This window comes from Alteromonas sp. P256 (assembly GCF_036864455.1).
Lineage (GTDB): Bacteria > Pseudomonadota > Gammaproteobacteria > Enterobacterales > Alteromonadaceae > Alteromonas.
Map to the genome: position 1 here is coordinate 164,436 of NZ_JAZETM010000002.1, position 23,570 is coordinate 188,005.

The following is a 23,570-nucleotide window of genomic DNA, read 5'->3' on the forward strand; positions in this document are numbered from 1 at the left end:
TGCAGCAAAGGGCAGAGATAACGAATGGGGCTACGTCTTTAGACGTCTACCCTTTCGTATATTGGTTAGCTGCACGTTCCTTGGCAACCGATATGTATGTTGATGAGCGAACAGTGTAGCTATGCTTATGATTTTCGCAAACGCCACGCACAAATAAACAACACCAGTACTAACAACCCAACGCCAAAGTCTTGCAAGTGGTAGTAGGGGGTAAACCCTGTGGTGGCAATAACGGGTGCACTAATATTGGCAGACTCAAACTGCGGCAGCCTTCCATCAACCCTACCTTTGTGATCAATAAACGCAGTAATACCATTATTGGTAGCTCGTAGCACTGGCCTGCCTAACTCCAATGCTCGCATTTGGGCTATTTGAAGGTGTTGAGCTGGGCCGTGAGAATTACCAAACCAAGCATCGTTACTCACGGTAACTATCATATCGGTATCGCTGTTTATGTTCGCAGTCACTTGGCGTGGAAAAGCAATTTCAAAGCAAATAGCGGGCGCAAGGTGAATGCCGTTGGCTACTAAGTTCTGCTGCTGAAAGTCTCCTCTAGAAAATGACGACATGGGTAAATCAAAAATAGGGGCTAACGGGCGAAGCAGCGATTCAAAAGGCACAACCTCTCCAATAGGCAATAGGTGATGTTTCGAAAAGCGATTGTTATGAAAATACTGATAGTCTGGGTAAGCCGCGTCTGGCGTTTTTTTACCAAGTACAATTATATTGTTCCAAGCCTCATCGGTTTCCCAGTTAAAGTTAACGATACCCGTGATGAGGGCCGTGTTTTCGACAAAGGCTCTTTCGTTTAACTGCGTTAAATAAGGCTGCGCTAGTGGCTCAAGCTTTGGCACTGCGGCCTCAGGCCAAATGATCAGGTCGCTATCCCACACCGTTTCCGTTAACGACAAATACTTTTCCATGGTAGAAGCGTCTTGCTCTGGCACCCAGCGAATGCTTTGAGGAATGTTTCCTTGCACCATGGCAACAGAATAGCTTTTCGCTGGGCTTACCCAGGTGTGTTGGTGCAATAAAATACCGCTAATCAGCAAACTTGCGGTTATAGCACTAGCCGATAGTAAGGTACGTTTGCTGTTAATGATGGCAAGCGATGCAGCAATAACAACAAGCAGTGCAGCGATACCCGTTTCACCAATAATGGGCGCGAACCCTGCTAGTGGGCTATTAATTTGGCTGTAACCTAAAGATAGCCAAGGAAAGCCTGATAACATCCAGCTTCGCAGCCACTCGGCGAGCACCCAAAACAAAGGTAGTGCCAAGGGCCATAATTGCGGTCTAAAAAATTTGGCGGTTAGCTTAAAAGCAAGTGCTGGGTATAGTGCCAAATAACCGCAAAGCAGTGCCATCAAGCCCACAGAGGCAATTAACGGCAGGCCACCGAAGTCTGCAATACTCACATGTACCCAGCTTATACCCGCGCCAAACCAAGCCATGCCAAACAGCCAACCTGCAAAAAAGGGTCTGTGTTTTAATTTAATGACTTGTCGTATCGCAATAGCAAAAGCTGGAATAGTGAGCGCCCACATGGAAAAGGGCGCAAAAGCTAGCGTAAGACTCAGGCCGCTTATAATAAGCAGCAAATAAGGAATAGCGCGTTTTAGCATGGGTAGTTTTAGCATAGACGTAGGCAACGCCTATGCTCCCTATTTATTCGAGAGAGGGCACCGATATCTTCAATTGAATTAAGCGACGTTTATCAGAGTTAGTCACTTTGAAGTGAATATCGCTAATTGTAACTTCTTCGCCAGTTTCAGGCATGTGACCAAAGGCTTTTAGCACAATGCCACCAATGGTATCGGCTTCTTCTTCACTAAAGCTGGTTTCAAAAAATTCGTTAAAATCGTCTACAGGGGTTAATGCTTTTACTGAGTAGGTCGATTTATTTAGCGGGCGGATATCATCCGTACCGTCTTCTTCAATATCAAATTCGTCTTCAATTTCACCGACGATTATCTCTAAGATATCTTCGATAGTGACAAGACCAGATACGCCGCCGTATTCATCAACCACAATAGCCATATGATAGCGCTGCTGCCTGAACTCTTTTAGCAGTACGTCTACACGCTTACTCTCAGGAACAATTACCGCGGGGCGCAATATATCGCGAAGGTTGAAGTTCTTTTCGGTGTTGAAAGCGAAGGAGAGAAGATCTTTAGCGAGTAAAATCCCTTCTATGTGGTCTTTATCTTCGCTAATAACGGGAAAACGTGAGTGAGCGGACTCGAGCATAATGGGAAGAAACTCTTCCACTTTTTGCTCAACATCGATAGTGGACATTTGGGCGCGAGGGATCATGATATCTCTTACGCGCATTTCGTTAACCCCAATAACCCCTTCAATCATTTCACGGGTTTGTGGGTCAATTATTTCATTTTGCTCCGCATCGGTAATTACTGCTACCAATTCTTGTCTATTTTTCGGCTCGCCAGAAATCGAATTTTTTAGTTTATCTAACCAACTCTTGCCTGATGAGCCGTTGGTAGAGTGGGGGTTGTCGTCGCTCATAATATCCATTTTATAGTTTGTTCAACGCCAACGTTAAAATGCTTCTCGTTAGTCGTCAATGCTTTATTGTTTTAAATTTGAAATCGCTTTTAATCCACAAGCTTACAAAAACTGTTTATAAAGCCTAGGGGAGTTTCTATCAAAGCGCTGATTAAATTTCATAAGGGTTTGCAATACCCAAGGCGGAAAGAATTTCTATTTCTTTACTTTCCATCACTTCAGCATCTTCGTCTGTAATATGGTCATAGCCGAGTAAATGCAATATGCCGTGAACGGTCATATGGGCATAATGATGCTCAACGCACTTTTTCTGCTCACTGGCTTCTCTGCTAATAACTGGCGCACATATGATTAAATCACCTAGTAGGCTTATGTCTATGCCAGGCGGAGCCTCAAAAGGAAAAGAAAGTACGTTTGTAGGCTTGTCTTTTTGACGGTAATCACTGTTTAACTGCTGGCTTTCTGCCTCGTCAGTAAAGCGAATCGTCACTTCTTGTTCGCGTAACTCTTCTGCAGATAAAACAGCATTAGCCCATTGTGCTAGGCTGTCGGCAGAAGGAATAGCATTCACTATTTCCTCTTCGCCTTCATACACATTTTGATAATCGATAATAGCGGTCACGAGTTGCTGCTTGTATCAGAACTGCCTACCGATGATGAGCTTTGTTCCTGCTGCTGTCGCAATGCCTCTTCTTTCTTTTGCTTGCGAATGCGCTCTTGCTCGGCGTCATGTTCTTCATACGCACGAACAATGCGAGCAACTACCGGGTGGCGAACTACATCATCGGCACTAAAAAAGTTAAACGAAATATCGTCAACGTCACTGAGTACTTCAATGGCATGGCGAAGGCCCGATTTTGCGCCTCGTGGTAAATCTACCTGAGTAATATCGCCGGTAATGACCGCTTTCGAATTAAAGCCAATGCGGGTTAAGAACATTTTCATTTGTTCTACCGTGGTATTTTGACTTTCATCTAAAATGATAAAGGCATCATTAAGTGTCCGTCCTCGCATGTAGGCTAGTGGAGCTACCTCAATAACCGCACGCTCCATCAGCTTCTCGACTTTTTCAAAGCCCAGCATTTCAAACAATGCATCGTAAAGCGGGCGCAGGTAGGGGTCTACTTTTTGCGACAAATCACCAGGTAGAAAACCCAGTTTTTCACCTGCCTCAACCGCAGGGCGGGTAAGCAGAATACGTCGAACTTCTTGTCGCTCTAAGGCATCTACCGCAGCGGCCACGGCAAGGTAGGTTTTACCCGTACCGGCAGGGCCAATACCAAAGGTAATATCGTGATTAACGATATTGGCAACGTATTGCGCTTGGTTAGGATTGCGCGGCTTTATAACGCCACGCTTAGTTTTAATGTTAACTTCTTTACCGTAACCGCCTGTAGCGTCTTTTTCTATAACGCGGGCTTCTTGAATGGCCAGGTGCACCTGCTCGGCTTCAAGGTCGGGAATACGGCCTTTTAAAGGTTGCGTTTCAATATACAGAAGTTTCAGTAATTCGGCTGCACTGTTTATTTGCTGTGGCTCTCCTAGCACCTTGAACGCGTTATTTCGGTATGTTATCTCAACACCCAACCTACGCTCTATTTGCTTGATGTTGTCATCAAACGGTCCACATAAACTCGACAAACGCTTGCTATCTGCCGGTTCTAACTCAAATTCATTACTTACCAATGTACTCAAACTTCTGTTTTCCTCGCTATACGCTTTTATATTCAATAATTTAAACTACTACCACACTGCTGTGGTGAATGGCTTAGGCCGGATTAAACTGGCCCACACCTAATTCGTTAGGTGATTCTGCTTGATGTTTTGCCAAAATCGCTTGGGGCGATACCGCTACGCGCAAGCCCATTTCGCTCTCTCTGCGAATAACTTCACCGCGCAGTGAATTGGTAAATACATCTACCACATTTACATCTACAAACTCACCAATCATATCTGGCGTGCCTTCGAAATTAACCACTCGATTATTTTCAGTACGGCCAGAAAGCTCCATTGGGTTTTTCTTAGATGGGCCTTCTACCAAAATGCGTTGCTCAGTACCCACCATATGACGAGCAATGCGCAAGGCCTGTTGGGTAATACGCTGCTGTAAAAGGTGTAAACGCTGCTTTTTGGTTTCTTCGCTCACGTCATCTACTGCATCTGCCGCTGGTGTACCTGGGCGAGCACTGTAAATGAAACTAAAGCTTAAATCGTAATCTACGGCTTGGATCAAATCCATGGTTGCTTCAAAATCAGCGTCCGTTTCTCCAGGAAAGCCAATAATAAAGTCGCTCGATAAGCTTATGTTCGGGCGAATTTTCTTAAGCTTACGCATTTTAGATTTATACTCTAACGCGGTATGGCCACGCTTCATCAAATTCAAAATACGGTCTGAGCCGCTTTGAACTGGAAGGTGTAAGTGGTCTACTAACTCTGGAATATCCGCATAGGCATCGATAATGTCGTCAGTAAATTCAACCGGATGCGACGTGGTATAACGAATTCGGTCGATACCATCGATAGCAGCAACCAACTCTAATAACTCAGAGAAACGGCAAACCGTGCCATCGTAGTGATCGCCACGGTAGGCGTTTACGTTTTGCCCTAACAAGTTAACTTCACGCACACCTTGGCCTGCAAGTTGCGCAATTTCAAGCAGCACGTCATCTACCGGTCTGCTGACTTCTTCACCACGCGTGTACGGTACAACACAGAATGTACAATACTTTGAGCAGCCTTCCATGATAGAAACGAACGCAGTGGGGCCTTCAGCACGGGGCTCTGGTAAGCGGTCGAATTTCTCGATTTCAGGAAAGCTGATATCCATAACCGATTTAGCGCCACCTTGAAGTTCGTTGATCATTTCAGGAAGGCGGTGCAAAGTTTGTGGACCAAAAACAAGATCAACAAAAGGCGCACGCTGGCGAATGGTGTCGCCTTCTTGCGATGCAACACAGCCGCCAACACCAATAATAAGCTCAGGCTTATCTTGCTTTAGGTTTTTCCATCGGCCAAGCTGATGGAACACTTTCTCCTGCGCTTTCTCGCGGATTGAGCAGGTGTTAAGCAAAATGATATCGGCTTCTTCAGCGGTGTCTGCCGCAGTGTAGCCATGCGTAGAGTCTAGTAAGTCTGCCATTTTATCCGAGTCATACTCGTTCATCTGGCAGCCCCAGGTTTTGATATACAGCTTTTTAGTCATAGCAACTATTCGTTAACCTGTTAAGTTTTGGTAAGTGGTTGGTGGAATCAAAAAAAACGTCGCAAGCAATAGCGTATATTGTTGCGCCACACAACGCAGTTACGTTGAAGATGTTCAAAATAGCCGCATATTTTACCTGTTATGAAGCTATATTCCCAGCGTAATGCGATGATTACTGATTAATTAATTTCGGCAACAAAAATAGTACTGGCCTTATAACTTACGCTTAATTTGTGTTGGCAGCGGGTATTTTATATTCTTCATTATATTCAACGTTATAGTTACCACGGAGTACGAATGTACGATTTTTGCATTAACGGCGGCGGTATGGTGGGCGCAGCATTAGCCCTTGGGCTAGCGCAGCAAAATTATCGCGTGGTAGTGATAGAGCCAAATCAGCCTCACGCATTTGAAGTAGAGCAAGGCCCAGATTTGCGGGTATCAGCGATTAGTGAAGCATCTGTCACCTTACTAAAAGCGCTAGGGGCGTGGACAAACATTGAAAAAATGCGCTTAAAACCCTACGTGGGGTTGAGCGTGTGGGATGACCCCAAACACCGAACTGATTTTACTGCAAAGAGTATCGACGTACCTCAGTTAGGTTACTTTGTCGAAAATCGTTTGTTGCAGTTAGCCTGTCACGAGGCGCTAGTTCAGCATGAAAACGTGAGAGTTATCTTCAACGACAAAATAGATAACATTGCGCTGATATCAGAAAGCGCATCAAGTAACTTAACGCCGAGCGCCAAACCAACGCCTAGCTCCAAACCAACGCCTAGCTCTAAAACTGATAAAAACTCTAGCAGCAACGAAGAACACTCAAGCGAAACAAGCACACAGGAGCAAAGCGTGTGTATTACACTGTCTTCAGTCACAGAGTCTTCAAACACGCAGATTCACGCTAAATGGCTCATTGGGGCAGATGGCGCAAAATCCCAAGTTCGTCAGTTTGCCGGTATTGGCACGTCAGGTTGGCAATATGGTCAACAAGCGATGGGCATTACCATTAAAATGGCAAAAGAAACCCAGGCTATTACCTGGCAGCAGTTTACACCAACAGGACCAAAAGCCTTTTTGCCTATGTTTGAGAAGTACGCATCGCTTGTGTGGTACAACTCCCCTGAGGAATTAAAACGCCTGAAAGGTCTTAACAGCACGCAGTTAAAAACAGAGATCATTGACGCTTTTCCTGATGAACTTACTCAGAACAAGAATGATTTCTCTATTATCGGCAAGGCAGCGTTTCCGCTGACTCGCATGCATGCCAGTGAATATGTGAGGGAACGGGTAATATTAATCGGCGATGCAGCCCATACCATTAACCCATTAGCAGGGCAGGGAGTAAACATTGGCTTTAGAGACGTTCAAGCTCTATTGGAGGTAACTGCCAAGCGTCATGATGTAACGTCTCAGGTCTTTTTTAAGGCGTTGAAAAACGATTACGAGAAGCCACGCAAACGGGACAACTTGTTAATGATGTCAGCAATGGATGGGTTCTACACCTTGTTTAGTAACGACATAGCCCCCATAAAATGGATAAGAAATCAGCTTCTTTCTGTGGCCGAACGTGCAGGTCCAATCAAAAAAGAAGTGCTTAAATATGCTATAGGGATGCGTTAATGGAAGTTCTTATTTTACTGGCGGTATTGTTTGCGGCGTTAGTTATTGTTGTTCCACTTTTAGAGCGCTCGAAAATGCGCATAAGTAACGATGACGCAGCAAAGTGGGCGAAGTGGATTTGGCCACTAATGGGGTTACTTTTAGTGGCTCTATTAATTAGGTTAGCGTTTTCGTAATGATTCAATATGAAGGTCATTGCGTAATGATTCAGTCTGAGGGCCATTGTGTTTTAAGGTCATAAAGCACCTTATCAATCATTTTTTCAATTGCACTGTTGTCAGTTTGCAATATTGCGAAGGCTCGTAACCCTACGAATTGATTTTGCAGCCAATCGGCTGCAAACACCACCGGCGTAGTATCTTGCAACTCTTTCGTCTCTATCGCTTTTTCGATGATGTTAGCGAAGCATTTATTTAGTAACACCATTCCTTCAAGTACTGCTTTTTTGCCCACATCGCCAATCAGTTCCAACTCGGTAATCGATTTTACTAACAAGCATTGGCGCATGTATCGCAGCTCATCAGGGTTAATTAAGGCAGTTTTAAAAAATTCACGTAGGGATAAAAGCGGGGTGTCGCTATTGGCCACGCTCTGCAGTGTGTCTTTGCTGTGAGCTACGTACTGCTCTACCACAAGTTTAAATAAGCCTTCTTTGTTTTGAAACCGTGCGTATATGCTTCCCGGGCGCATGTCCAATGCTTGCTGAATATCGCGCATGCCAGAGCCTTGGAACCCTTTTTTCCAAAACAATATAGTCGCCTTTTCGACAGCATCTTCTTGTGCGTACTTCATAACATCATACTAAATACAAATTTGAACGTGTGTTCAATTATCTCTCGAACAGTGGCTAAGGTAAACCCATTATTGAAAAATGCGGGTTAAAATCGACATTTACCAAAATTTAAGTCTCGAATTATAGTCTCCTATTTATGTCAATTTGAACGATCGTTCAAAATTTTCTTGAACGCTCGTTCAAGTTTGTGTAGTCTGTCCACATCGCTTGCTAGTCATATTTTAGATAAGCCTAGTAAGCTAGTTTTAAACTTAAGTAAATTCGGTATTAAACCAGTTAGGTAAATATGCCTTACAGGGTTTGATGCCACTGAAACGATAGTGCGATTTTTAATAACGTGCGTCAGTTACACGTTTCGCTTTTTCATCGATAGTAAAAAGCAAAGCGTTGCCGTTGTCGTCTATCTGTTTCAATTCGTTCACAGCATTAGGAGAACAAAATGACAGATTTTACTTTACATACAAAAGAGTCAGCGCCAGAAGCGTCTAAATCACTTTTAGATAATTCAGAAAAAGCATTTGGCATGGTACCGAACCTACATGCAGTAATGGCCCAAGCGCCAACGCTACTTGAAGGGTACCAAGTGCTGCACAAGCTCGCACAAGACACCTCGTTTAATGCTGAAGAGCTAACCGTTGTATGGCAAACGGTAAATGTTGAACACGCATGTCATTATTGTGTGCCAGCTCATACCGGCATCGCAAAAAGCATGCAAGTGCGTGATGATTTAATTGAAGAGCTTCGCAACGATGAGACGCTGTCTGATAGCAAGCTAAATACGCTTAAAGAAACTGTGCTTGCGCTAACACGAGGTCGAGGAAATGCAGAGAAGTCTCAGCTCGACGCATTCTATAAAGCAGGCTACGAGCACAAGCAGTTGCTTGAAATTGTGTTGATATTAGCGCAAAAGGTAATGAGTAATTACACCAATCACCTTGCAGATACGCCAGTTGATGAACCATTCAAAAAGTTTGAGTGGTCACCTAAGTAGATTGTTTGCTAATCGGAGCTTGTCTTAAAATTTTGCCCCGTATGTTTTTTGGAAGGCAGCTTAAATTTTTTTAAGCTGCCTTTTTTGTTCTTCATTCGATTATCCACATGCCGAAACCGATGCCGCTGTATTTAAAAATAGCAAAAATGTCAGCTTGCTTTGTGTTCTTCTTTTTGCTTAATTCTCTGTTGTTGACTACGATTAATAAACTAAGTGTGTAAGCAATACCTTGCTTCCTCACAGAATACCCAAATATCCGAGTAACGCTATGAAAAGCCTACAAGTTTTAGCGATTTGTTTACTATTATTACCCTCTGTAGAGTCACACGCAGGCCTCATAAATATTAATGTTTTTGATAAAAGCGGCCTTTCTTCTACACAAGCCGATTTTTTTGATAAAGCCGTGAATTTCTGGGAGTCTACGTTAATTGGCACCCAAAAAAACATAAACGTAGATATGCAAATTAAGGCTACTGCACCAGACATCGATGGGCCTGGCAATACTTTAGGTCAAGCTGGCCCGACAAGAGGCATGTTCTACGATGGGGGCGTTTACGTTACCCAAGGTATCATGGAGTTCGATACAGCCGACTTAGGCGTTCTCGAAACAAATGGAACATTGTTCGACGTAATTGTACACGAAATGGCTCATGTTATTGGCTTTGGAACTATTTGGGGCCTTTTTGATAATTTATACGTTCAAGATTCTGGAGAGTATTTAGGTAAATATGCGTTGGCAATGTATCGAGAAGAGTTTGATGCTGACGCTACCTTTGTGCCAGTTGATATTGTCAGTAGGGTCGGAACAAAAAATAGTCATTGGGATGAAAACTGGGCTGGTGGAAGGTCTGATATAATGACTGGATTTCTTGAAGGCTCTACTAAAGTAAGCAATACCACGTTGGCGGCATTTGCGGACATTGGTTACATAGTAAAACTTAACGACGGGAGAATTATAGGGGTGAGCGCACCTGCGACTTTCTCACTTTTTTTGATGTTTGGCGCTTTCTTACTACGCCTAAAAAAGAGCTAATTCAAAAACAGCTGAGGATTAATCTCTTCGACGGTTTGGGAAGTCACCTCATCTTGATAGCCCTTTTTTTCTAAAAGCGCTTTAAGCTCGTCGCGTGTTGCACATTGTTCATGTTTAGCAAGGGCAATGGCTTCAATAAAGCACGAAAGATGTACTGAAGATTGTGTCTCTGTCATGGCGTTTACTCTTTAACTTCTGAATATATGTTCACTGTGTCTTTCTCGTAAGACAGCAGCGTGACAGTTATATTACTTTTCTGTTACTGCGAAACTTTGCACGAAAAGTAACTTCATATCTGAAATAGGTTCAAATAAGGTAACTATCTTATGATTATGGTCTTTGTATGAACAAGGACTGAAAGTGGTTCACAAAGGCTAAGCCGTTGAAATTACATCCTCATTTTTATCATATGTTATTACTACTTTAGTATTGAATGTCTCGCCACCTCTGTGTTTTACTTCGCGGTGTCAGCGGCGCGGCTATATCCAGAACGTGGTTTATAAAAATTCTTCTAATAAAAAATCTGACATTAAAAGCTGGTGTCCTTGGCTTTATATAAAGCTCAGTATCAATACTAATAACTACAGCGTTTTTTCTGACAAATTCAATTTATCTTCGTTTAGAGAAAGTGAACACCCTCAATTTCGTTCGCCTCGATAATGTCACCGCATAGTAGGTGCAGAGGTATCTCTGCCTACTATTTCAGCGTTGACGTTGAAGGTTCGTATAGCTGTACACAATATCAACACACACTCAATCTCAGGAATTTCACAATGCAACAGGCAAAACATAGCGCTATGGTTTTCAAGCTATCGATCATTGCAAGTGCGATGGCAGGGCTTGCCGTTTCTTCTCCATTGCATGCACTTTACCGCCAAAATTAGCGTAGGAGGGCACCATGAGTTCGGTTAATCGAGTTCGAGAAAATGCAACATTGCGAGGATTCATGTACTACCTTATTGTCAGTGAGTGAAACAAACGACCAAAACGATCGGGTAAGTAAAACGCGCGTATTATCACTGGTAGCAAATGTGATTATAACGCTAGCGAAGTTTGGTCGATTTACTGGTCACGATTTTTTGTTTAGGGTAAGCCCCTGTGTTTACAATAAATAATCTAACAATATTTGTGAAGGAATGGTTTTGTCTGCAACACATTTTTATCAGCCGAAAGACGGGCATGGCTTAGCTCACGACCCGTTTAATGCCATTATTGCGCCACGACCTATTGGTTGGATTTCCACGCAATCTGCCCAAGGCGTTCTTAACTTAGCACCCTATAGCTTTTTTAACGCATTGAATTACACGCCTCCTATTATTGGCTTTTCCAGTGTGGGCGATAAAGATTCACTCAATAACGCCAGAGAGACGGGAGAGTTTTGTTGGAACTTGGTATCTAAGCATCTAGTTGATGCTATGAACGAAACGAGTAGGCCTTTGTCTGCTGAGATAAGCGAGTTTTCAGCATCAGGGTTAGGCACCGCCAGCAGTCAGGTTGTTGCGGTTCCACGGGTGAAAGAAAGCCTAGTGTCGATGGAGTGCAAGGTTACTGACATCACCCAGCTTAAAACCGCTGAAGGAGAACGCGTGAACAGCTGGTTTATTATGGGAGAAGTGGTTGGTGTACATATCGATACCTCACTGATTGAAGATGGCGTTTACAAAACGTTGAAGGGAAAACCCGTGATGCGCGGCGGCGGTGCGGGGGATTATTTCTCTATTAGTGAAAATAACTACTTTGAATTGCGCCGACCAGACGCAAAATAAATGTGTAACGTAGCAGTGCCAACTATAAGCGGCTAATTAAAACGTTAGCTAGGGTAAGTAGCATGTTAAATATGAATTTTGATGAGCGCATGGTGATTGATACAACGCCAATGCCATGGCAAGCATCGCCATCGAGTACAGTATGGCGTAAACCGCTAGAGCGAGAAGCGAAAGAGTCGGGGCATACTACCAGTGTGGTTAAGTATGAAGCTGGCGCTAGCTTTAGTGAACACGGTCACCCCCTTGGCGAGGAAATTTTCGTTTTAGAAGGCGTGTTTTCTGATGAGAATGGCGATTATCCTGCGGGTACGTATTTACGCAACCCACCAGGCAGTAAGCACAGCCCGTTTAGTAAAGAAGGGTGTGTAATACTGGTAAAGTTAAACCAGTTCGACCAGCGGGATCTTCAAGAAGTTAGGGTAGATACACAGAATACGCCCTGGCTACAGGGGCAGGGGGGTCTGCAGGTAATGCCTCTGCACAACTTCGAACACGAGCATGTTGCACTGGTTAAATGGCCAGTCAAAGAGGTGTTTAAACCCCATAGGCACTTTGGTGGTGAAGAGATATTTGTGCTGTCAGGCACGTTTAAGGATGAGGCGGGTGAATACCCCACAGGTACCTGGATGCGAAACCCGCACATGAGTCAACATCATCCGTTTGTAGATGAAGAGACCGTTATTTGGGTAAAGACAGGGCATCTGCCTGTAGCGTTGTAGTTAAGTAGCTTTGGCACACAAATAAGAAAGGCCTATGTTGTTACCACATAGGCCTTTCTTTGTTTTTATATTATTGGATAAACAAAACGGTCTATTTCCAAGTAAGGCCTATTTCCAAATACCGTCTTCAGATTTACCCTGTATTTCGCAGTCACCGGCTTTGTATTCCACCGTTTCTCCGCTGTCTTTCTTTTTAAAGTAATCTTTACTGATAGAAACAATAGTAGGCGTCATCCAAACAATGGCAATAATGTTGATGACTGTCATAAGCCCTAACGCCATATCGGCCATGGCCCATACTTGCGGTAGTGCCGCTTGTGCACCCCAGTAAATCATGCCTAAATAACCAATGGTGTAAGCTGCGCGTCCTGCGCGGTTATCTAGTTTAAACATGTGCAGATTACTCTCGCCGTAGGCATAGTTTGCTACTACCGAGGTGAAAGCAAACAAGCTTATTGCCGCAGCAACAAAGTCTGTACCGCCTTCTCCCAAGTGACTGCTCATGGCATCTTGGGTTAGTCGTATGCCTTCCATTTGTTCTGAGCTAGAGCCGCCTGCAAGTAAAATGATAAAGGCGGTAGACGTACATAAAATCATAGTATCTAAAAATACGCCCAGCATTTGTATGTAGCCCTGAGACACTGGGTGATTAGGGTTTGGCGCCGCGCTTGCCGCTGCGTGAGGTACCGAGCCGCTGCCTGCCTCGTTTGAGTATAACCCTCGCTGTATTCCGTTTTTTATCGCAGCTCCTAGCGCACCAGCTCCTGCTTCTTGAAGACCAAAGGCCGATTTTATGATGTCTAGCAGCATGGCGGGTAATTCGGTGATGTTGATAAAGGTGATGGTAAGGGCAACAAGCACATAACCAATTCCCATAAACGGCACAACGAACTCTGCAAATCGCGCTATACCGCGTAAACCGCCCACAACAATGAGCGCGGCAAGCAAAATGATAGCTATGCCTACATATTCGCTTTTAAACGCATAGGCATTGTTGAGCGCATCGGTAATGGTGTTTGCCTGTACCGCACTAAATACAAATCCGTAGCCAAAAAACAAGCACAAAGAAAAGGCAACGGCTAGCCAAGTTTTGTTTAATCCTTGTTTTATGTAGTAAGCCGGTCCACCACGAAATTCGCCGTTCTCGTCTTTTACTTTGTATAGCTGGCCGAGTACGCTTTCAGCGAAGCCGGTAGCCATGCCTAGCAGCGCTATCATCCACATCCAGAATATGGCGCCAGACCCGCCAAGAGAAATAGCCACGGCAACGCCTGCTAGGTTACCTGTGCCTACGCGGGCCGATAAACTGGTACATAGCGCCTGAAAGGAACTGATCCCCTCTTCGTTGGACGTTTTACTGTTTTTAAGTAGCGCAAACATGTGGCCAAAATGCCGTAACTGCACACCGCCTAGTTTTACTGTAAACCAGATACCGCACACTAACAGCATAACGATAAGAACTTGGCCGTCGCCCCACAAAATATTATTCACAAATGAAACGAATTCGTTTATCACGCACTTTCCTTCGTTATTATTTTATTTAGGTGTTTTAGAAAAGACATGGCTTTTAACTGCCCACAAAAGCTGGAGTAACTACAGTGTCTAATTCAAAGAAGCCGGTAATACTAGCATGACCTAAACACAAATAAAGCCATAAAAGTGGCGGTTATTATGATGAATTATGCATAACTTAAGAAAAAGTATGCAAATAGAGTAGGGGGCATTTGTTTTAGGCAATAAAAAACCGCTCAGTAGAGCGGTTTTTCACAATATGGCTGGGATAGCAGGACTCGAACCTGCGAATGACGGGATCAAAACCCGTTGCCTTACCAGCTTGGCTATATCCCAAAAGACAGGTAAAAGATGGTGGCTAAGGCGAGATTCGAACTTGCGACCCCATCATTATGAGTGATGTGCTCTAACCAACTGAGCTACTTAGCCTTTCTTTTGCAAATCATTAAAAAGCCGCTCGTGTGAGCGGCTCTCTAGAATTTGGCTGGGGTAGCAGGACTCGAACCTACGAATGACGGGATCAAAACCCGTTGCCTTACCAACTTGGCTATACCCCAAATGGTGCGGAAGGAGAGACTTGAACTCTCACGCCGTGAAGCACTGGAACCTAAATCCAGCGTGTCTACCAATTCCACCACTCCCGCATAGACACTAGCTGTTACAAAGTTGGCTGGGGTAGCAGGACTCGAACCTACGAATGACGGGATCAAAACCCGTTGCCTTACCAACTTGGCTATACCCCAACTTTGGTGCGGAAGGAGAGACTTGAACTCTCACGCCGTGAAGCACTGGAACCTAAATCCAGCGTGTCTACCAATTCCACCACTCCCGCGCAGCTAGACATTCCTAAAAGAGATAATGAGAAGTGGTGGCTACGGCGAGATTCGAACTTGCGACCCCATCATTATGAGTGATGTGCTCTAACCAACTGAGCTACGTAGCCTTTCATACTTCTCTTCCCTCTCAGGAAGTGGCGCGTATTATGCGTATATGACTCGCACCCGTCAACCCCTTTTTTGCTAACTTTTTTTAAATGGTTAATATGTGCGCGGAGCCGTTCGAATAACATGCAAAACGCGGCGAATTTGACCAACCTAACCGTTAAAAGTGAGCAATATCTTTTATATTTCCCCTCGATATTGCCTCTAAAAAGTAAAGATCATTGATTAAGGGGTAATCGTTGCTTTAGTTTTGTAATAGCAAACATCAACAGGTCGTGGTGCGTATACCTTGTCGTGAAAAAACGGATTATCTAACGTTTTGCCAGTGTTAGTTCGCGATAGGTATTCTTCGTGCTTGGGCTGTTGAATATAATAATTAGGGTGATTATCGCTGTGAACGAGGGCTCGTCCTATTTTACTGTTATCGGTTACCTCTTGTATGACACTACCGTACTGGGCATCGCCCCTTGGTAGCTTTTGCAATGCTGGCATTCCGCTTACCACTCTTCCCACCACTGACATATTTCTGTCTAAATGACGAGGTGCTTGGCCAATCACAATATAAAACTCAGTGGAAGCCGTGTCTTTTTCACTGTTGCGAGCAAACGCCACTGTGCCGGGGCAGTGTAGCCCCCACATTTCACCGCGCCCTTCATCTATGCCAACCGCAAAGCCATCTAAAAATCCGGTTTTCGGGGCAAACATATCACGGGATTCAACAACGCTCACGCCTTGCGATAAAGGACGTGTAAATTCAGCAGGAATATCGGCCAAAAGTGCTGGTGCAATCTGCTCTTTATCGTGGGTATCGTTACTGCCGGCCTGCGCCACAAAGCCATCTACCACCCGATAAAAATACTGTTTATCGTAAAAGCCCGACTTAATAAGGGCTTTAAAGCGCTCAACGTGTTTTGGCGCAAGACTAGGGTTAAGAGCAATAACAACATCGCCATACTCTGTGGTAAACGTCACCGTATCTTCTGATGGCACTTTATACCAATGGTTACTACTGCCACTCATGAGCGCTACTGGGTTGTCCGCACTGTGGGCTTTGGCACTCATTGTTAATGCTAATGCGAATAACGCGGCGACCATAAATACAATTGAGCTAAAGGGCTTTGATTGAGGAGAATTTATGGGGCTATTTTTTATGGGGCTAATTAAAGAGTGTTGCCATGAGTGAGTCAAAGGAGGTGTTGTATGCTGCTTTCTACTGGAGCAGCTTGATAGGGTGCTAGAGTACATCGGAATACCTATTTGTGTTTAATATACTTGTTATATCAGTAGCGCAAAGCGTCAACAATAAAAATCCCATATAAAAAAGCCACTCTTACGAGTGGCTTGTCATTAAGCTTTTACAAGATGTAGATGAAAAGGCTTACACGTTAAATCTGAAGTGAATAACGTCGCCATCTTTAACAATGTACTCTTTACCTTCTAAACGCCATTTACCTGCGTCTTTAGCGCCTTGCTCACCGTTATACTCCACAAAATGATCGTAGCTGACTATTTCGGCCCGAATAAAGCCTTTTTCAAAGTCGGTATGAATTTTACCGGCAGCTTGCGGTGCAGTTGACCCTTCTGGGAATGTCCATGCGCGAACCTCTTTTACACCGGCAGTGAAATAGGTTTGCAGCGTAAGTAGCTCATAACCAGAGCGAATAACGCGATTTAGACCAGGCTCTTCTAGCCCCATGTCTTGCATAAATTCTTCGCGCTCGTCGTCTTCAAGTTCAGCAATGTCTGATTCTATTGCAGCACAAACCGCAACAACTGTCGCGTTTTCGCCTTCTGCAATTTCACGTACTTTATCAAGATATGGATTGTTCTCAAATCCCTCTTCATTCACATTAGCAATGTACATGGTTGGTTTAAGGGTAAGCATATTCATGTAGCTAATCGCTGCATGCTCTTCTTTAGTCAGTTCTAAAGAACGCAGTAATAAACCTTCGTCTAAATGTGGCTTAATTTTTTCAAGCACCTTCATTTCAAATTTCGCGTCAGCATCGCCGCCTTTAGCGCGTTTAGCTACACGATGCAGGGCTTTTTCTGTTGTTTCTAAGTCAGAAAGCGCAAGCTCTGTGTTGATAACGTCAATATCGTCTTGCGGGCTTACGCGACCAGCAACATGAACAATATTTTCATCGTCGAAACAGCGAACAACATGACCAATAGCGTCGGTTTCGCGAATATTTGCTAGGAATTTGTTACCAAGGCCTTCACCTTTGGAAGCACCTTCAACTAACCCAGCGATATCAACGAATTCCATTGTTGTTGGAATAACACGCTGAGGATTTACAATTTTAGCCAACTTATCCAAGCGAAGGTCTGGCACAGGAACAACGCCAGTGTTTGGCTCGATAGTACAAAACGGAAAGTTTGCCGCTTCAATACCTGCTTTTGTTAATGCATTAAAAAGTGTTGATTTACCTACGTTGGGTAGGCCAACAATACCGCATTTAAAACCCATGGTATGGATCCTTGTCTGGAAAAGTTATATCTGGCTCGAACTCACGCTTTGTGAGCATGAAGTCGATTTTGCGCTTGTTTTAGGTCGTCTTTCAGTAAGATTTCGGTACAGCGTACCGCTTCATCAACGGCGCTTTTTATGGCCGTTTTTTCTTCTGCTGAAGGCTTTCCAAGAACATGTCCTGTCACTCGGCTTTTATGGCCTGGGTGACCGATACCAATTCGCAAGCGAAGAAAATCATTATTGTTACCCATTCTTGCCACAATATCTCGAACACCATTCTGACTAGAGCTACCGCCAACTTTATACTTGGCTACTCCCGGAGGAAGGTCTAACTCGTCAAACGCCACTAAAATTTGTTCTGGCTCAATTCGGTAAAAATTCGCAAGTGCTGCTACTGCTTGACCACTTTTATTCATAAAAGTTGTAGGGTAGAGCAACCTAATGTCTTTACCAGCAATAGTAATTCGAGCGGTTTTTCCAAAGAACTTGGATTCGGGTTTTAGCGGGGTATTGTAGGTGTCAGCAAGCTGGTTAAGAAACCATTCGCCGGCATTGTGTCGGGTATTTTCATATTCGGGGCCTGGATTACCCAGACCCACGATAAGGCGAATATCAGCCAAGAGGATTATTCCTCTGTAGCTTCTTCTTCACCGTCTTCATCTGTTTCAGCAGCTTTAGGAGCTGGCTTAACAGTCACAACAGCAAGGTCGTGTGCTTCGTCGTCTTTACCAAGCTCAACAGATTTAACACCTGCTGGTAAAGTAACGTCAGACAAATGAAGAGTTTGGTCCATTTCAACGTTAGCAATGTCTACTTCGATGAACTCTGGAAGATCTTTAGGCTGACACGTAACTTCGATTTCGTTTACGTGGTGCTCAGCAATACCGCCTGCTTTAATAGCAGCAGACTTGTCTTCGTTTGTGAAGTGAATTGGAACGTTAGTGTGAACGTCTTGACCAGCAATTACACGTTGGAAATCGATGTGTGTAATTTTTGGCTTGTACGGGTGACGTTGCATATCTTTTACTAGTACTTCAGTCGCTTTACCGTCTACGTTCAATGTAAGAACGTGAGAGTAGAATGCTTCAAAGTCAGCAGAGTTATTCACTTTGTTGTGATCAAGAGTAATAGATACAGGTGCTTCTTCACCACCGTAAATGATACCAGGAAGCTTATCTTCGCGACGTAGGCGGCGGCTCGCACCTTTCCCTAGGTCTGTACGAACAGAAGCGTCTAGGTTAAAAATTGAATCAGACATTGTATGTCTCCAATAATAAGTTAATGATGTGGGTTTTTGCGACCAAAACCCACTGTTAACGCGCTGTTGGCCTGAGTAAATATCCTAAGAACATTACTCATAATTAGCCAATAGTTCACGACCCCGATTTTCAAGGGCGGCGAATTCTACCACCGCACACCCTAACTTACAATTGTAGAGGCAGCAAAAAAGCGCCTTGTAGGGCGCTTTTGTTTTCGCTGATATAATTGCCGATTATGTAAATGTCGATCATGTAAATGCAGCGCTCAGGCTCTAAAATCTATCCCAAGTGCTGCTATCGGACTACTTCTGTATCGCGCTAATTCTTTATCGAGCTAGTACTTTATCAAGTTAGTACTCTATCAAGTTAGTACTCTATCGCGTCATTACTCTATCTTGTTAACACTACACGATAGTGCGCTTTGCCTTCACGCAAGCGTTCAACCGCTTCATTGATTTGGTCGAACTTGAAGGTTTCAGTTACCGGTTCAATGCCATGCTGCTCAGCAAAATCTAGCATAGTTTTGATCGTCGCCGGGCTGCCCACAGGAGAGCCGGAAACGCTTTTTTGACCGCCGATAAGGTTGAATGCGCCAATATCAAGTGGCTCTAGGGTTGCGCCTACAAAATGTAAACGACCTTTTGGCGCAAGCGTTGATAAGTACAAGTTCCAATCAAGTTTTACATTGACCGTAGAAATAATGAGGTCGAAACGGCCTTCGGCTCTTTGTATCTCATCTTCATCGCGACTATTAATGGTGTCGTGAGCGCCTAATTCATGGGCTTCTTTCTTCTTAGACTCACTTGAGGTGAATGCTACTACTTTACAGCCCCAGGCATTCAAGAATTGCAATGCCAAGTGGCCTAAACCACCAATCCCCACAACGCCGACTTCAGAGGTAGGTTTAATATCAAATTGTACAAGGGGATTAAATACAGTGATACCACCACAAAATAGCGGGCCGGCTTTCGTGCCGTCTAGCTTTTCAGGCAATGGCACCACTGCGCGGGCTTGTGCACGCACTTTTTCAGCGAACCCACCGTGTCGACCGCCAATGGTCATGGTCGCTTGCTGACACAAGTTATGATCGCCTTCTTCGCAGGTACGACAGCTGTTGCAGTATCCTGCATGCCAACCAAGACCAACGCGTTGTCCAATCTGCAAAGAGGTAACGTGGGCACCTACTTTACTGATGGTACCGACCACTTCGTGACCTGGCACAAACGGGTATTCGGTAAACCCCCATTCGTTGTCAAGCATGCTTAAATCGCTATGGCAGATGCCGCAGCTTTCTACATCAATTTCAACATCATGACTGGCTAATTCCCCAGGATCGTACTCAAATTTCTCAAGCTTGCCACCGGGTTCTTTTGCTGCGTAGGCGCTTATCATTGCGTTCATCCTTAATTACATTTGTTTAATATTTCTGTTGATTAAAGATGGTTACGCTTAAATTGAAGATACGATCAGCACGCATTCATTATTACGTGCTCACTCACTCGGTCGGTATTATTACTGTGTTTCTACTCGGTTAATAACTTTGCTGGTGTCGAGCACTTTAACGTCAAGTACTTCTAAAACCGTACCATATTGCGTGATGGTCATCATTCTAGGTTTGGTCACGCCTTCAATCTCAACGATAAGGCCATTTTGATGATATTGCTCATCTAAATTGTGTAGCGTAAATCGGTCGCCGCTTTCAGTAATAAACGCAAAAAAGCCGCCTTCTAATTCTTTATAAATAATGCTGCCTTTCAACGTAACACTGTCGTTAACGCTCACTTCTTTAGCTTCAGCTTGTGTCACTGGCTCGGTTTTTAATTCAGTGGGGGCATTCTCCTGCGCCTTCATTTTGTCTGTTTTCGTTTCGTTGCTGTTATTCATTATAGCTTCTTCCCCCTCATGGTTTTCTTTACATGCAGAAACCGTAAGTGCAATTGCTATAAAAAAAAGCGTATTTAGCAATGTTGACTTTATTGCCTTCGTATTCATTGTCTTAAATTCCATACTGTTTTTTGCCCTTAGATTCAAAAATCTACCACAATTATGTGGGGTGTACATAGAATATGCGGTAAACACAGAGTATTTACTGTAGCGATTGCTCTCTATTATCAGTGGTGTACTTATTCATCGACTTAATACCAGGGGACCTCGCGCTGTGTCGCTTATTTTTTTGTCGAAGGTACTGTGTTAGGGTGTAAAACTGAGACTAATCGCAATAGAAGTGACAAAAAACGAAAAACGAAAAACAGTGCCACCATTTTGTCAGGAAAGCTCATTTTATTTATAAGTAAAATCAATTAAATATCGCAATATGCACGAGATAGCTCGAAATAAATTTTTACAAAAATGGTATTTTCGAAACTCTTTTCACATTTCTTTATTTGTGTTGGGGGTATCTCCGCTCCTGTTTCTTGCAATGGGATTGCTCAACAAAGAGTTGGCTTTGTTGAACGAACCTGTGGACAGCAGAATTAGCCCGATAGCCATTGGCGATATCGGAGCAAAGGTCGAAGTACACAATGGTCAACATCTAAAATCTACGTGCACTATTAACAAATTAGATAAAATGTATGTTTGCGGTTTCCGTTACCACTTTGCAAACGATGTTACTGAATCGATAGACTTTACAGACTATTCGTCTTTAACCATAAACCTCAGTGTTACCGGTCCTAACAACAATGGTAGTGTTCGTCTTCAATTAACGAGCTTTAACGATAGTTATGCGTCAAAAGAAAACGTAGATACACAAAAGTATCAAGGCGTTACGTTGGATAATTCTGTAACCCCTTTCGCTTATAATATTCCACTAGTTAATTTTGAAGTGGAAAGTTGGTGGCTGTACCGCTACAACATTGGAATGAGAGACTCTCTTGCTGAACTAGACAAAGTTACTGGATTTGTCATTGTGCATAATGGATTTAGTGCACCTGGAGAATACCGTATTTCAGTTAATGAGTTAATGTTGGAGGGGCGCTATCTTTCCGTTATAACGGCTATATGTGTGTTGCTCATTTTTACGTTTATTATCGTTGTGTTATTGATAGCGCGGCATCGCTACATGCTCAAAAGTCAAATAGAACTTGATGTGTTAACCGGCGTATTAAATCGAAGTGGGATGAACTCGTTTTTAAAACGCCAGTTGCGACGAAAAAGAAAGCGAAATACGTTCGGCGTAATATTCATTGATATAGATGACTTTAAAAAGGTTAATGACACTTACGGTCATGACTTTGGTGATGAAATTTTAATGACATTCGGCGCGCATTGTAAGCAGTTCATTAATTCATGCTTGCCTCCTGATTCGGTTTCTAAGCTAGTAAGAGTGTCGGGAGACGAGTTTGTTGTTATTGTGAGGACGACCGACAAAAGTCTCATTGAGTTGCTTTGTCGCACGTTATGTGAAAGCTTTGAAAGTGGGCTGCTTACTAGTATTGGTAATTTTTCGATAAATATTAGTGTTGGTGGGGCTTTCGGCTGGCCTGATGAAGACGGTATAGATACATTGCTTAAACAAGCCGATAAGGCGATGTACATTGCAAAACAGAACGGCAAAAATCAGTGGCGTGTTTACGGTAAAAATACGTCCTAAAGTCAGTACAGTATTTCACTTTGCACACAACCGGAGTTTATATGAAAACAATTGGCTACGCAGCGCATTCTTCAGATGCTCATATGGAACCTTATCATTTCGAACGCAGAGCACTGCGCGACAATGATGTGGCCATTGAGATTTTATACAGCGGAGTGTGCCACTCTGACTTGCACACGGTGAATGGCGATTGGGGGCCTCAGCCCTACCCATTAGTTCCAGGGCACGAAATAGTGGGTAAAGTGATTGATATCGGCTGTGACGTGCATGACTACAGCATTGGCGATCACGTTGCCGTAGGTTGTATGGTTGATAGTTGTCAAACCTGTGACCAATGTGAGCACAGTGAAGAACAATATTGTCGTAACGGCATGACGCCTACTTATGGTGCGCCAGACAGAATTTCAGGTGAAACCACACAAGGTGGGTATTCTAAGCACATTGTTGTTCGTAAAGAATTTGTTTTACGCATACCTGAGGCTTTGGATATTGCTAAAACAGCACCTATTCTTTGTGCGGGTATTACTACCTATTCACCGCTTAAAACGTGGAATGTAAAAGCGGGCAGCCGAGTAGCTGTTATCGGCATGGGCGGTTTAGGCCACATGGCGGTAAAATTAGCTGTAGCCATGGGCGCCCAAGTGACTGTTATCTCTCGTTCAGATTCTAAAGCGAAAGATGCGAAATCAAGTGGCGCAAACGACATTTTAGTATCAACAGACAAAAAGGCGATGAAAGAAGCTGCGTCAACGTTCGATTTAATCATTGATACCGTTCCAGTAAAACATTCTTTAGATCAATACACGCCGCTGCTTGATATTGACGGTACGCTCGTCATCGTGGGTCAAATAGGGCCTATGGAAGAATCTATGACAGCGCCACTAGTAATGGGTCGCCGCCGCGTTGCCGGCTCGCTGATTGGTGGTATCAAAGAGACCCAAGAAGTATTAGATTTTTGCGCTGAACATGGTATTCACCCTGAATGTAAAGTGATAAAAGCAGAGCAAGTCAATGACGCCTTCGATCATTTGAGAGCCGGTGATGTAGCGCATCGCTTTGTTATTGATATGGCAAGCTTATCTGTATAGCTTTTTCGCTATAACGGTTTCTTTATCTTTTTGTAAAAAAACCTCTACGTAAAAA

The 23,570-nt window shown here is 43.7% G+C and carries 23 protein-coding genes and 7 tRNA genes; 8 read left to right on the forward strand and 22 right to left on the reverse strand.

Annotated elements, in window-relative coordinates; genetic code table 11:
- Positions 1 to 125 precede the first annotated feature (125 nt).
- The 5 genes from lnt to miaB all read right to left on the reverse strand — a co-directional run bounded on the left by lnt (position 126) and on the right by miaB (position 5,728).
- Positions 126 to 1,625 carry an apolipoprotein N-acyltransferase gene (lnt, locus tag V7R39_RS04020; RefSeq protein WP_334029112.1) on the reverse strand — a complete coding sequence of 500 codons (1,500 nt, stop codon included), beginning with the start codon at positions 1,623 to 1,625 and terminating at the stop codon, positions 126 to 128.
- Between the two features lie 43 nt (positions 1,626 to 1,668).
- Entirely contained in the window at positions 1,669 to 2,526 is an 858-nt protein-coding gene (gene corC, locus V7R39_RS04025; RefSeq protein WP_163105588.1) for a CNNM family magnesium/cobalt transport protein CorC, read from the reverse strand.
- A gap of 151 nt (positions 2,527 to 2,677) precedes the next feature.
- Positions 2,678 to 3,148, reverse strand: a complete 471-nt coding sequence (ybeY, locus tag V7R39_RS04030) for an rRNA maturation RNase YbeY (protein ID WP_334028437.1) — start codon at positions 3,146 to 3,148, stop codon at positions 2,678 to 2,680.
- Positions 3,145 to 4,221, reverse strand: coding sequence for a PhoH family protein (locus V7R39_RS04035; protein WP_334028439.1), 1,077 nt, complete (start codon positions 4,219 to 4,221; stop codon positions 3,145 to 3,147). Before V7R39_RS04035 ends, ybeY begins: the two co-directional genes overlap by 4 nt.
- 73 nt (positions 4,222 to 4,294) lie before the next feature.
- Complete coding sequence (gene miaB, locus V7R39_RS04040) at positions 4,295 to 5,728, reverse strand: tRNA (N6-isopentenyl adenosine(37)-C2)-methylthiotransferase MiaB (protein WP_334028442.1); 1,434 nt, start codon at positions 5,726 to 5,728, stop codon at positions 4,295 to 4,297.
- A gap of 297 nt (positions 5,729 to 6,025) precedes the next feature.
- Between miaB and V7R39_RS04045 the strand changes: the two genes are divergently transcribed.
- Together V7R39_RS04045 and V7R39_RS04050 are read left to right on the forward strand one after the other, a co-directional pair.
- On the forward strand, positions 6,026 to 7,348 hold the full coding sequence (locus V7R39_RS04045) for an FAD-dependent monooxygenase (RefSeq protein ID WP_334028444.1): 1,323 nt from the start codon (positions 6,026 to 6,028) through the stop codon (positions 7,346 to 7,348).
- On the forward strand, positions 7,348 to 7,524 hold the full coding sequence (locus V7R39_RS04050) for a hypothetical protein (RefSeq protein WP_334028446.1): 177 nt from the start codon (positions 7,348 to 7,350) through the stop codon (positions 7,522 to 7,524). Before V7R39_RS04045 ends, V7R39_RS04050 begins: the two co-directional genes overlap by 1 nt.
- Before the next feature lie 31 nt (positions 7,525 to 7,555).
- On the opposite strand, the gene V7R39_RS04055 is transcribed toward V7R39_RS04050, so the two are convergent.
- Positions 7,556 to 8,140: a TetR/AcrR family transcriptional regulator gene (locus V7R39_RS04055; protein ID WP_334028449.1), complete on the reverse strand. Its 585-nt coding sequence runs from the start codon at positions 8,138 to 8,140 to the stop codon at positions 7,556 to 7,558.
- A 440-nt stretch (positions 8,141 to 8,580) separates the two neighbouring features.
- On the opposite strand from V7R39_RS04055, the gene V7R39_RS04060 reads away from it, so the two are divergent.
- A complete protein-coding gene (locus V7R39_RS04060; RefSeq protein WP_334028450.1) occupies positions 8,581 to 9,132 on the forward strand; it encodes a carboxymuconolactone decarboxylase family protein in 552 nt (183 codons plus the stop codon).
- 268 nt (positions 9,133 to 9,400) lie between these two features.
- Entirely contained in the window at positions 9,401 to 10,165 is a 765-nt protein-coding gene (locus tag V7R39_RS04065) for a peptidase (protein WP_334028452.1), read from the forward strand.
- On the opposite strand, the gene V7R39_RS04070 is transcribed toward V7R39_RS04065, so the two are convergent.
- Both V7R39_RS04070 and V7R39_RS04075 read right to left on the reverse strand, forming a co-directional pair.
- The gene (locus V7R39_RS04070) at positions 10,162 to 10,341 is read right to left on the reverse strand and encodes a hypothetical protein (RefSeq protein WP_334028454.1); all 180 of its coding nucleotides are present in this window, start codon (positions 10,339 to 10,341) and stop codon (positions 10,162 to 10,164) included. The genes V7R39_RS04065 and V7R39_RS04070 overlap by 4 nt on opposite strands.
- 640 nt (positions 10,342 to 10,981) lie before the next feature.
- Positions 10,982 to 11,113 carry a hypothetical protein gene (locus V7R39_RS04075; RefSeq protein ID WP_334028456.1) on the reverse strand — a complete coding sequence of 44 codons (132 nt, stop codon included), beginning with the start codon at positions 11,111 to 11,113 and terminating at the stop codon, positions 10,982 to 10,984.
- A 194-nt stretch (positions 11,114 to 11,307) separates the two neighbouring features.
- On the opposite strand from V7R39_RS04075, the gene V7R39_RS04080 reads away from it, so the two are divergent.
- Positions 11,308 to 11,931: a flavin reductase family protein gene (locus V7R39_RS04080; RefSeq protein ID WP_334028458.1), complete on the forward strand. Its 624-nt coding sequence runs from the start codon at positions 11,308 to 11,310 to the stop codon at positions 11,929 to 11,931.
- A gap of 62 nt (positions 11,932 to 11,993) precedes the next feature.
- A complete protein-coding gene (locus V7R39_RS04085; RefSeq protein ID WP_334028460.1) occupies positions 11,994 to 12,650 on the forward strand; it encodes a cupin domain-containing protein in 657 nt (218 codons plus the stop codon).
- A 108-nt stretch (positions 12,651 to 12,758) separates the two neighbouring features.
- Here V7R39_RS04085 and V7R39_RS04090 read toward each other — a convergent pair whose 3' ends face one another.
- The 14 genes from V7R39_RS04090 to V7R39_RS04155 form a co-directional block, all read right to left on the reverse strand.
- Entirely contained in the window at positions 12,759 to 14,165 is a 1,407-nt protein-coding gene (locus tag V7R39_RS04090) for an alanine/glycine:cation symporter family protein (protein WP_163105577.1), read from the reverse strand.
- 257 nt (positions 14,166 to 14,422) lie between these two features.
- Positions 14,423 to 14,498: transfer RNA gene (locus V7R39_RS04095), tRNA-Gln, on the reverse strand.
- Positions 14,499 to 14,514: 16 nt separating this feature from the next.
- A tRNA-Met gene (locus V7R39_RS04100) sits at positions 14,515 to 14,591 on the reverse strand.
- Positions 14,592 to 14,643: 52 nt separating this feature from the next.
- Positions 14,644 to 14,719: transfer RNA gene (locus V7R39_RS04105), tRNA-Gln, on the reverse strand.
- A gap of 2 nt (positions 14,720 to 14,721) precedes the next feature.
- A tRNA-Leu gene (locus tag V7R39_RS04110) sits at positions 14,722 to 14,806 on the reverse strand.
- A gap of 23 nt (positions 14,807 to 14,829) precedes the next feature.
- A tRNA-Gln gene (locus V7R39_RS04115) sits at positions 14,830 to 14,905 on the reverse strand.
- Positions 14,906 to 14,909: 4 nt separating this feature from the next.
- Positions 14,910 to 14,994 (reverse strand) — tRNA-Leu (locus V7R39_RS04120).
- A gap of 34 nt (positions 14,995 to 15,028) precedes the next feature.
- A tRNA-Met gene (locus V7R39_RS04125) sits at positions 15,029 to 15,105 on the reverse strand.
- Between the two features lie 223 nt (positions 15,106 to 15,328).
- Positions 15,329 to 16,165 (reverse strand): peptidylprolyl isomerase, encoded by an 837-nt coding sequence (locus tag V7R39_RS04130; RefSeq protein ID WP_334028464.1) that lies wholly within the window; start codon positions 16,163 to 16,165, stop codon positions 15,329 to 15,331.
- 316 nt (positions 16,166 to 16,481) lie between these two features.
- Positions 16,482 to 17,573, reverse strand: a complete 1,092-nt coding sequence (ychF, locus tag V7R39_RS04135; RefSeq protein ID WP_287008443.1) for a redox-regulated ATPase YchF — start codon at positions 17,571 to 17,573, stop codon at positions 16,482 to 16,484.
- 41 nt (positions 17,574 to 17,614) lie between these two features.
- Entirely contained in the window at positions 17,615 to 18,196 is a 582-nt protein-coding gene (pth, locus tag V7R39_RS04140) for an aminoacyl-tRNA hydrolase (protein ID WP_334028467.1), read from the reverse strand.
- Between the two features lie 5 nt (positions 18,197 to 18,201).
- The gene (locus V7R39_RS04145) at positions 18,202 to 18,834 is read right to left on the reverse strand and encodes a 50S ribosomal protein L25/general stress protein Ctc (RefSeq protein WP_163105573.1); all 633 of its coding nucleotides are present in this window, start codon (positions 18,832 to 18,834) and stop codon (positions 18,202 to 18,204) included.
- A gap of 391 nt (positions 18,835 to 19,225) precedes the next feature.
- A complete protein-coding gene (ahr, locus tag V7R39_RS04150) occupies positions 19,226 to 20,227 on the reverse strand; it encodes an NADPH-dependent aldehyde reductase Ahr (protein WP_334028469.1) in 1,002 nt (333 codons plus the stop codon).
- Positions 20,228 to 20,347: 120 nt separating this feature from the next.
- The gene (locus V7R39_RS04155; RefSeq protein WP_334028471.1) at positions 20,348 to 20,842 is read right to left on the reverse strand and encodes a ribose-phosphate pyrophosphokinase; all 495 of its coding nucleotides are present in this window, start codon (positions 20,840 to 20,842) and stop codon (positions 20,348 to 20,350) included.
- 439 nt (positions 20,843 to 21,281) lie between these two features.
- Between V7R39_RS04155 and V7R39_RS04160 the strand changes: the two genes are divergently transcribed.
- Both V7R39_RS04160 and V7R39_RS04165 read left to right on the forward strand, forming a co-directional pair.
- The gene (locus V7R39_RS04160; protein ID WP_334028473.1) at positions 21,282 to 22,427 is read left to right on the forward strand and encodes a GGDEF domain-containing protein; all 1,146 of its coding nucleotides are present in this window, start codon (positions 21,282 to 21,284) and stop codon (positions 22,425 to 22,427) included.
- A gap of 41 nt (positions 22,428 to 22,468) precedes the next feature.
- Positions 22,469 to 23,515, forward strand: coding sequence for an NAD(P)-dependent alcohol dehydrogenase (locus V7R39_RS04165; RefSeq protein ID WP_334028475.1), 1,047 nt, complete (start codon positions 22,469 to 22,471; stop codon positions 23,513 to 23,515).
- Positions 23,516 to 23,570: the final 55 nt, after the last annotated feature.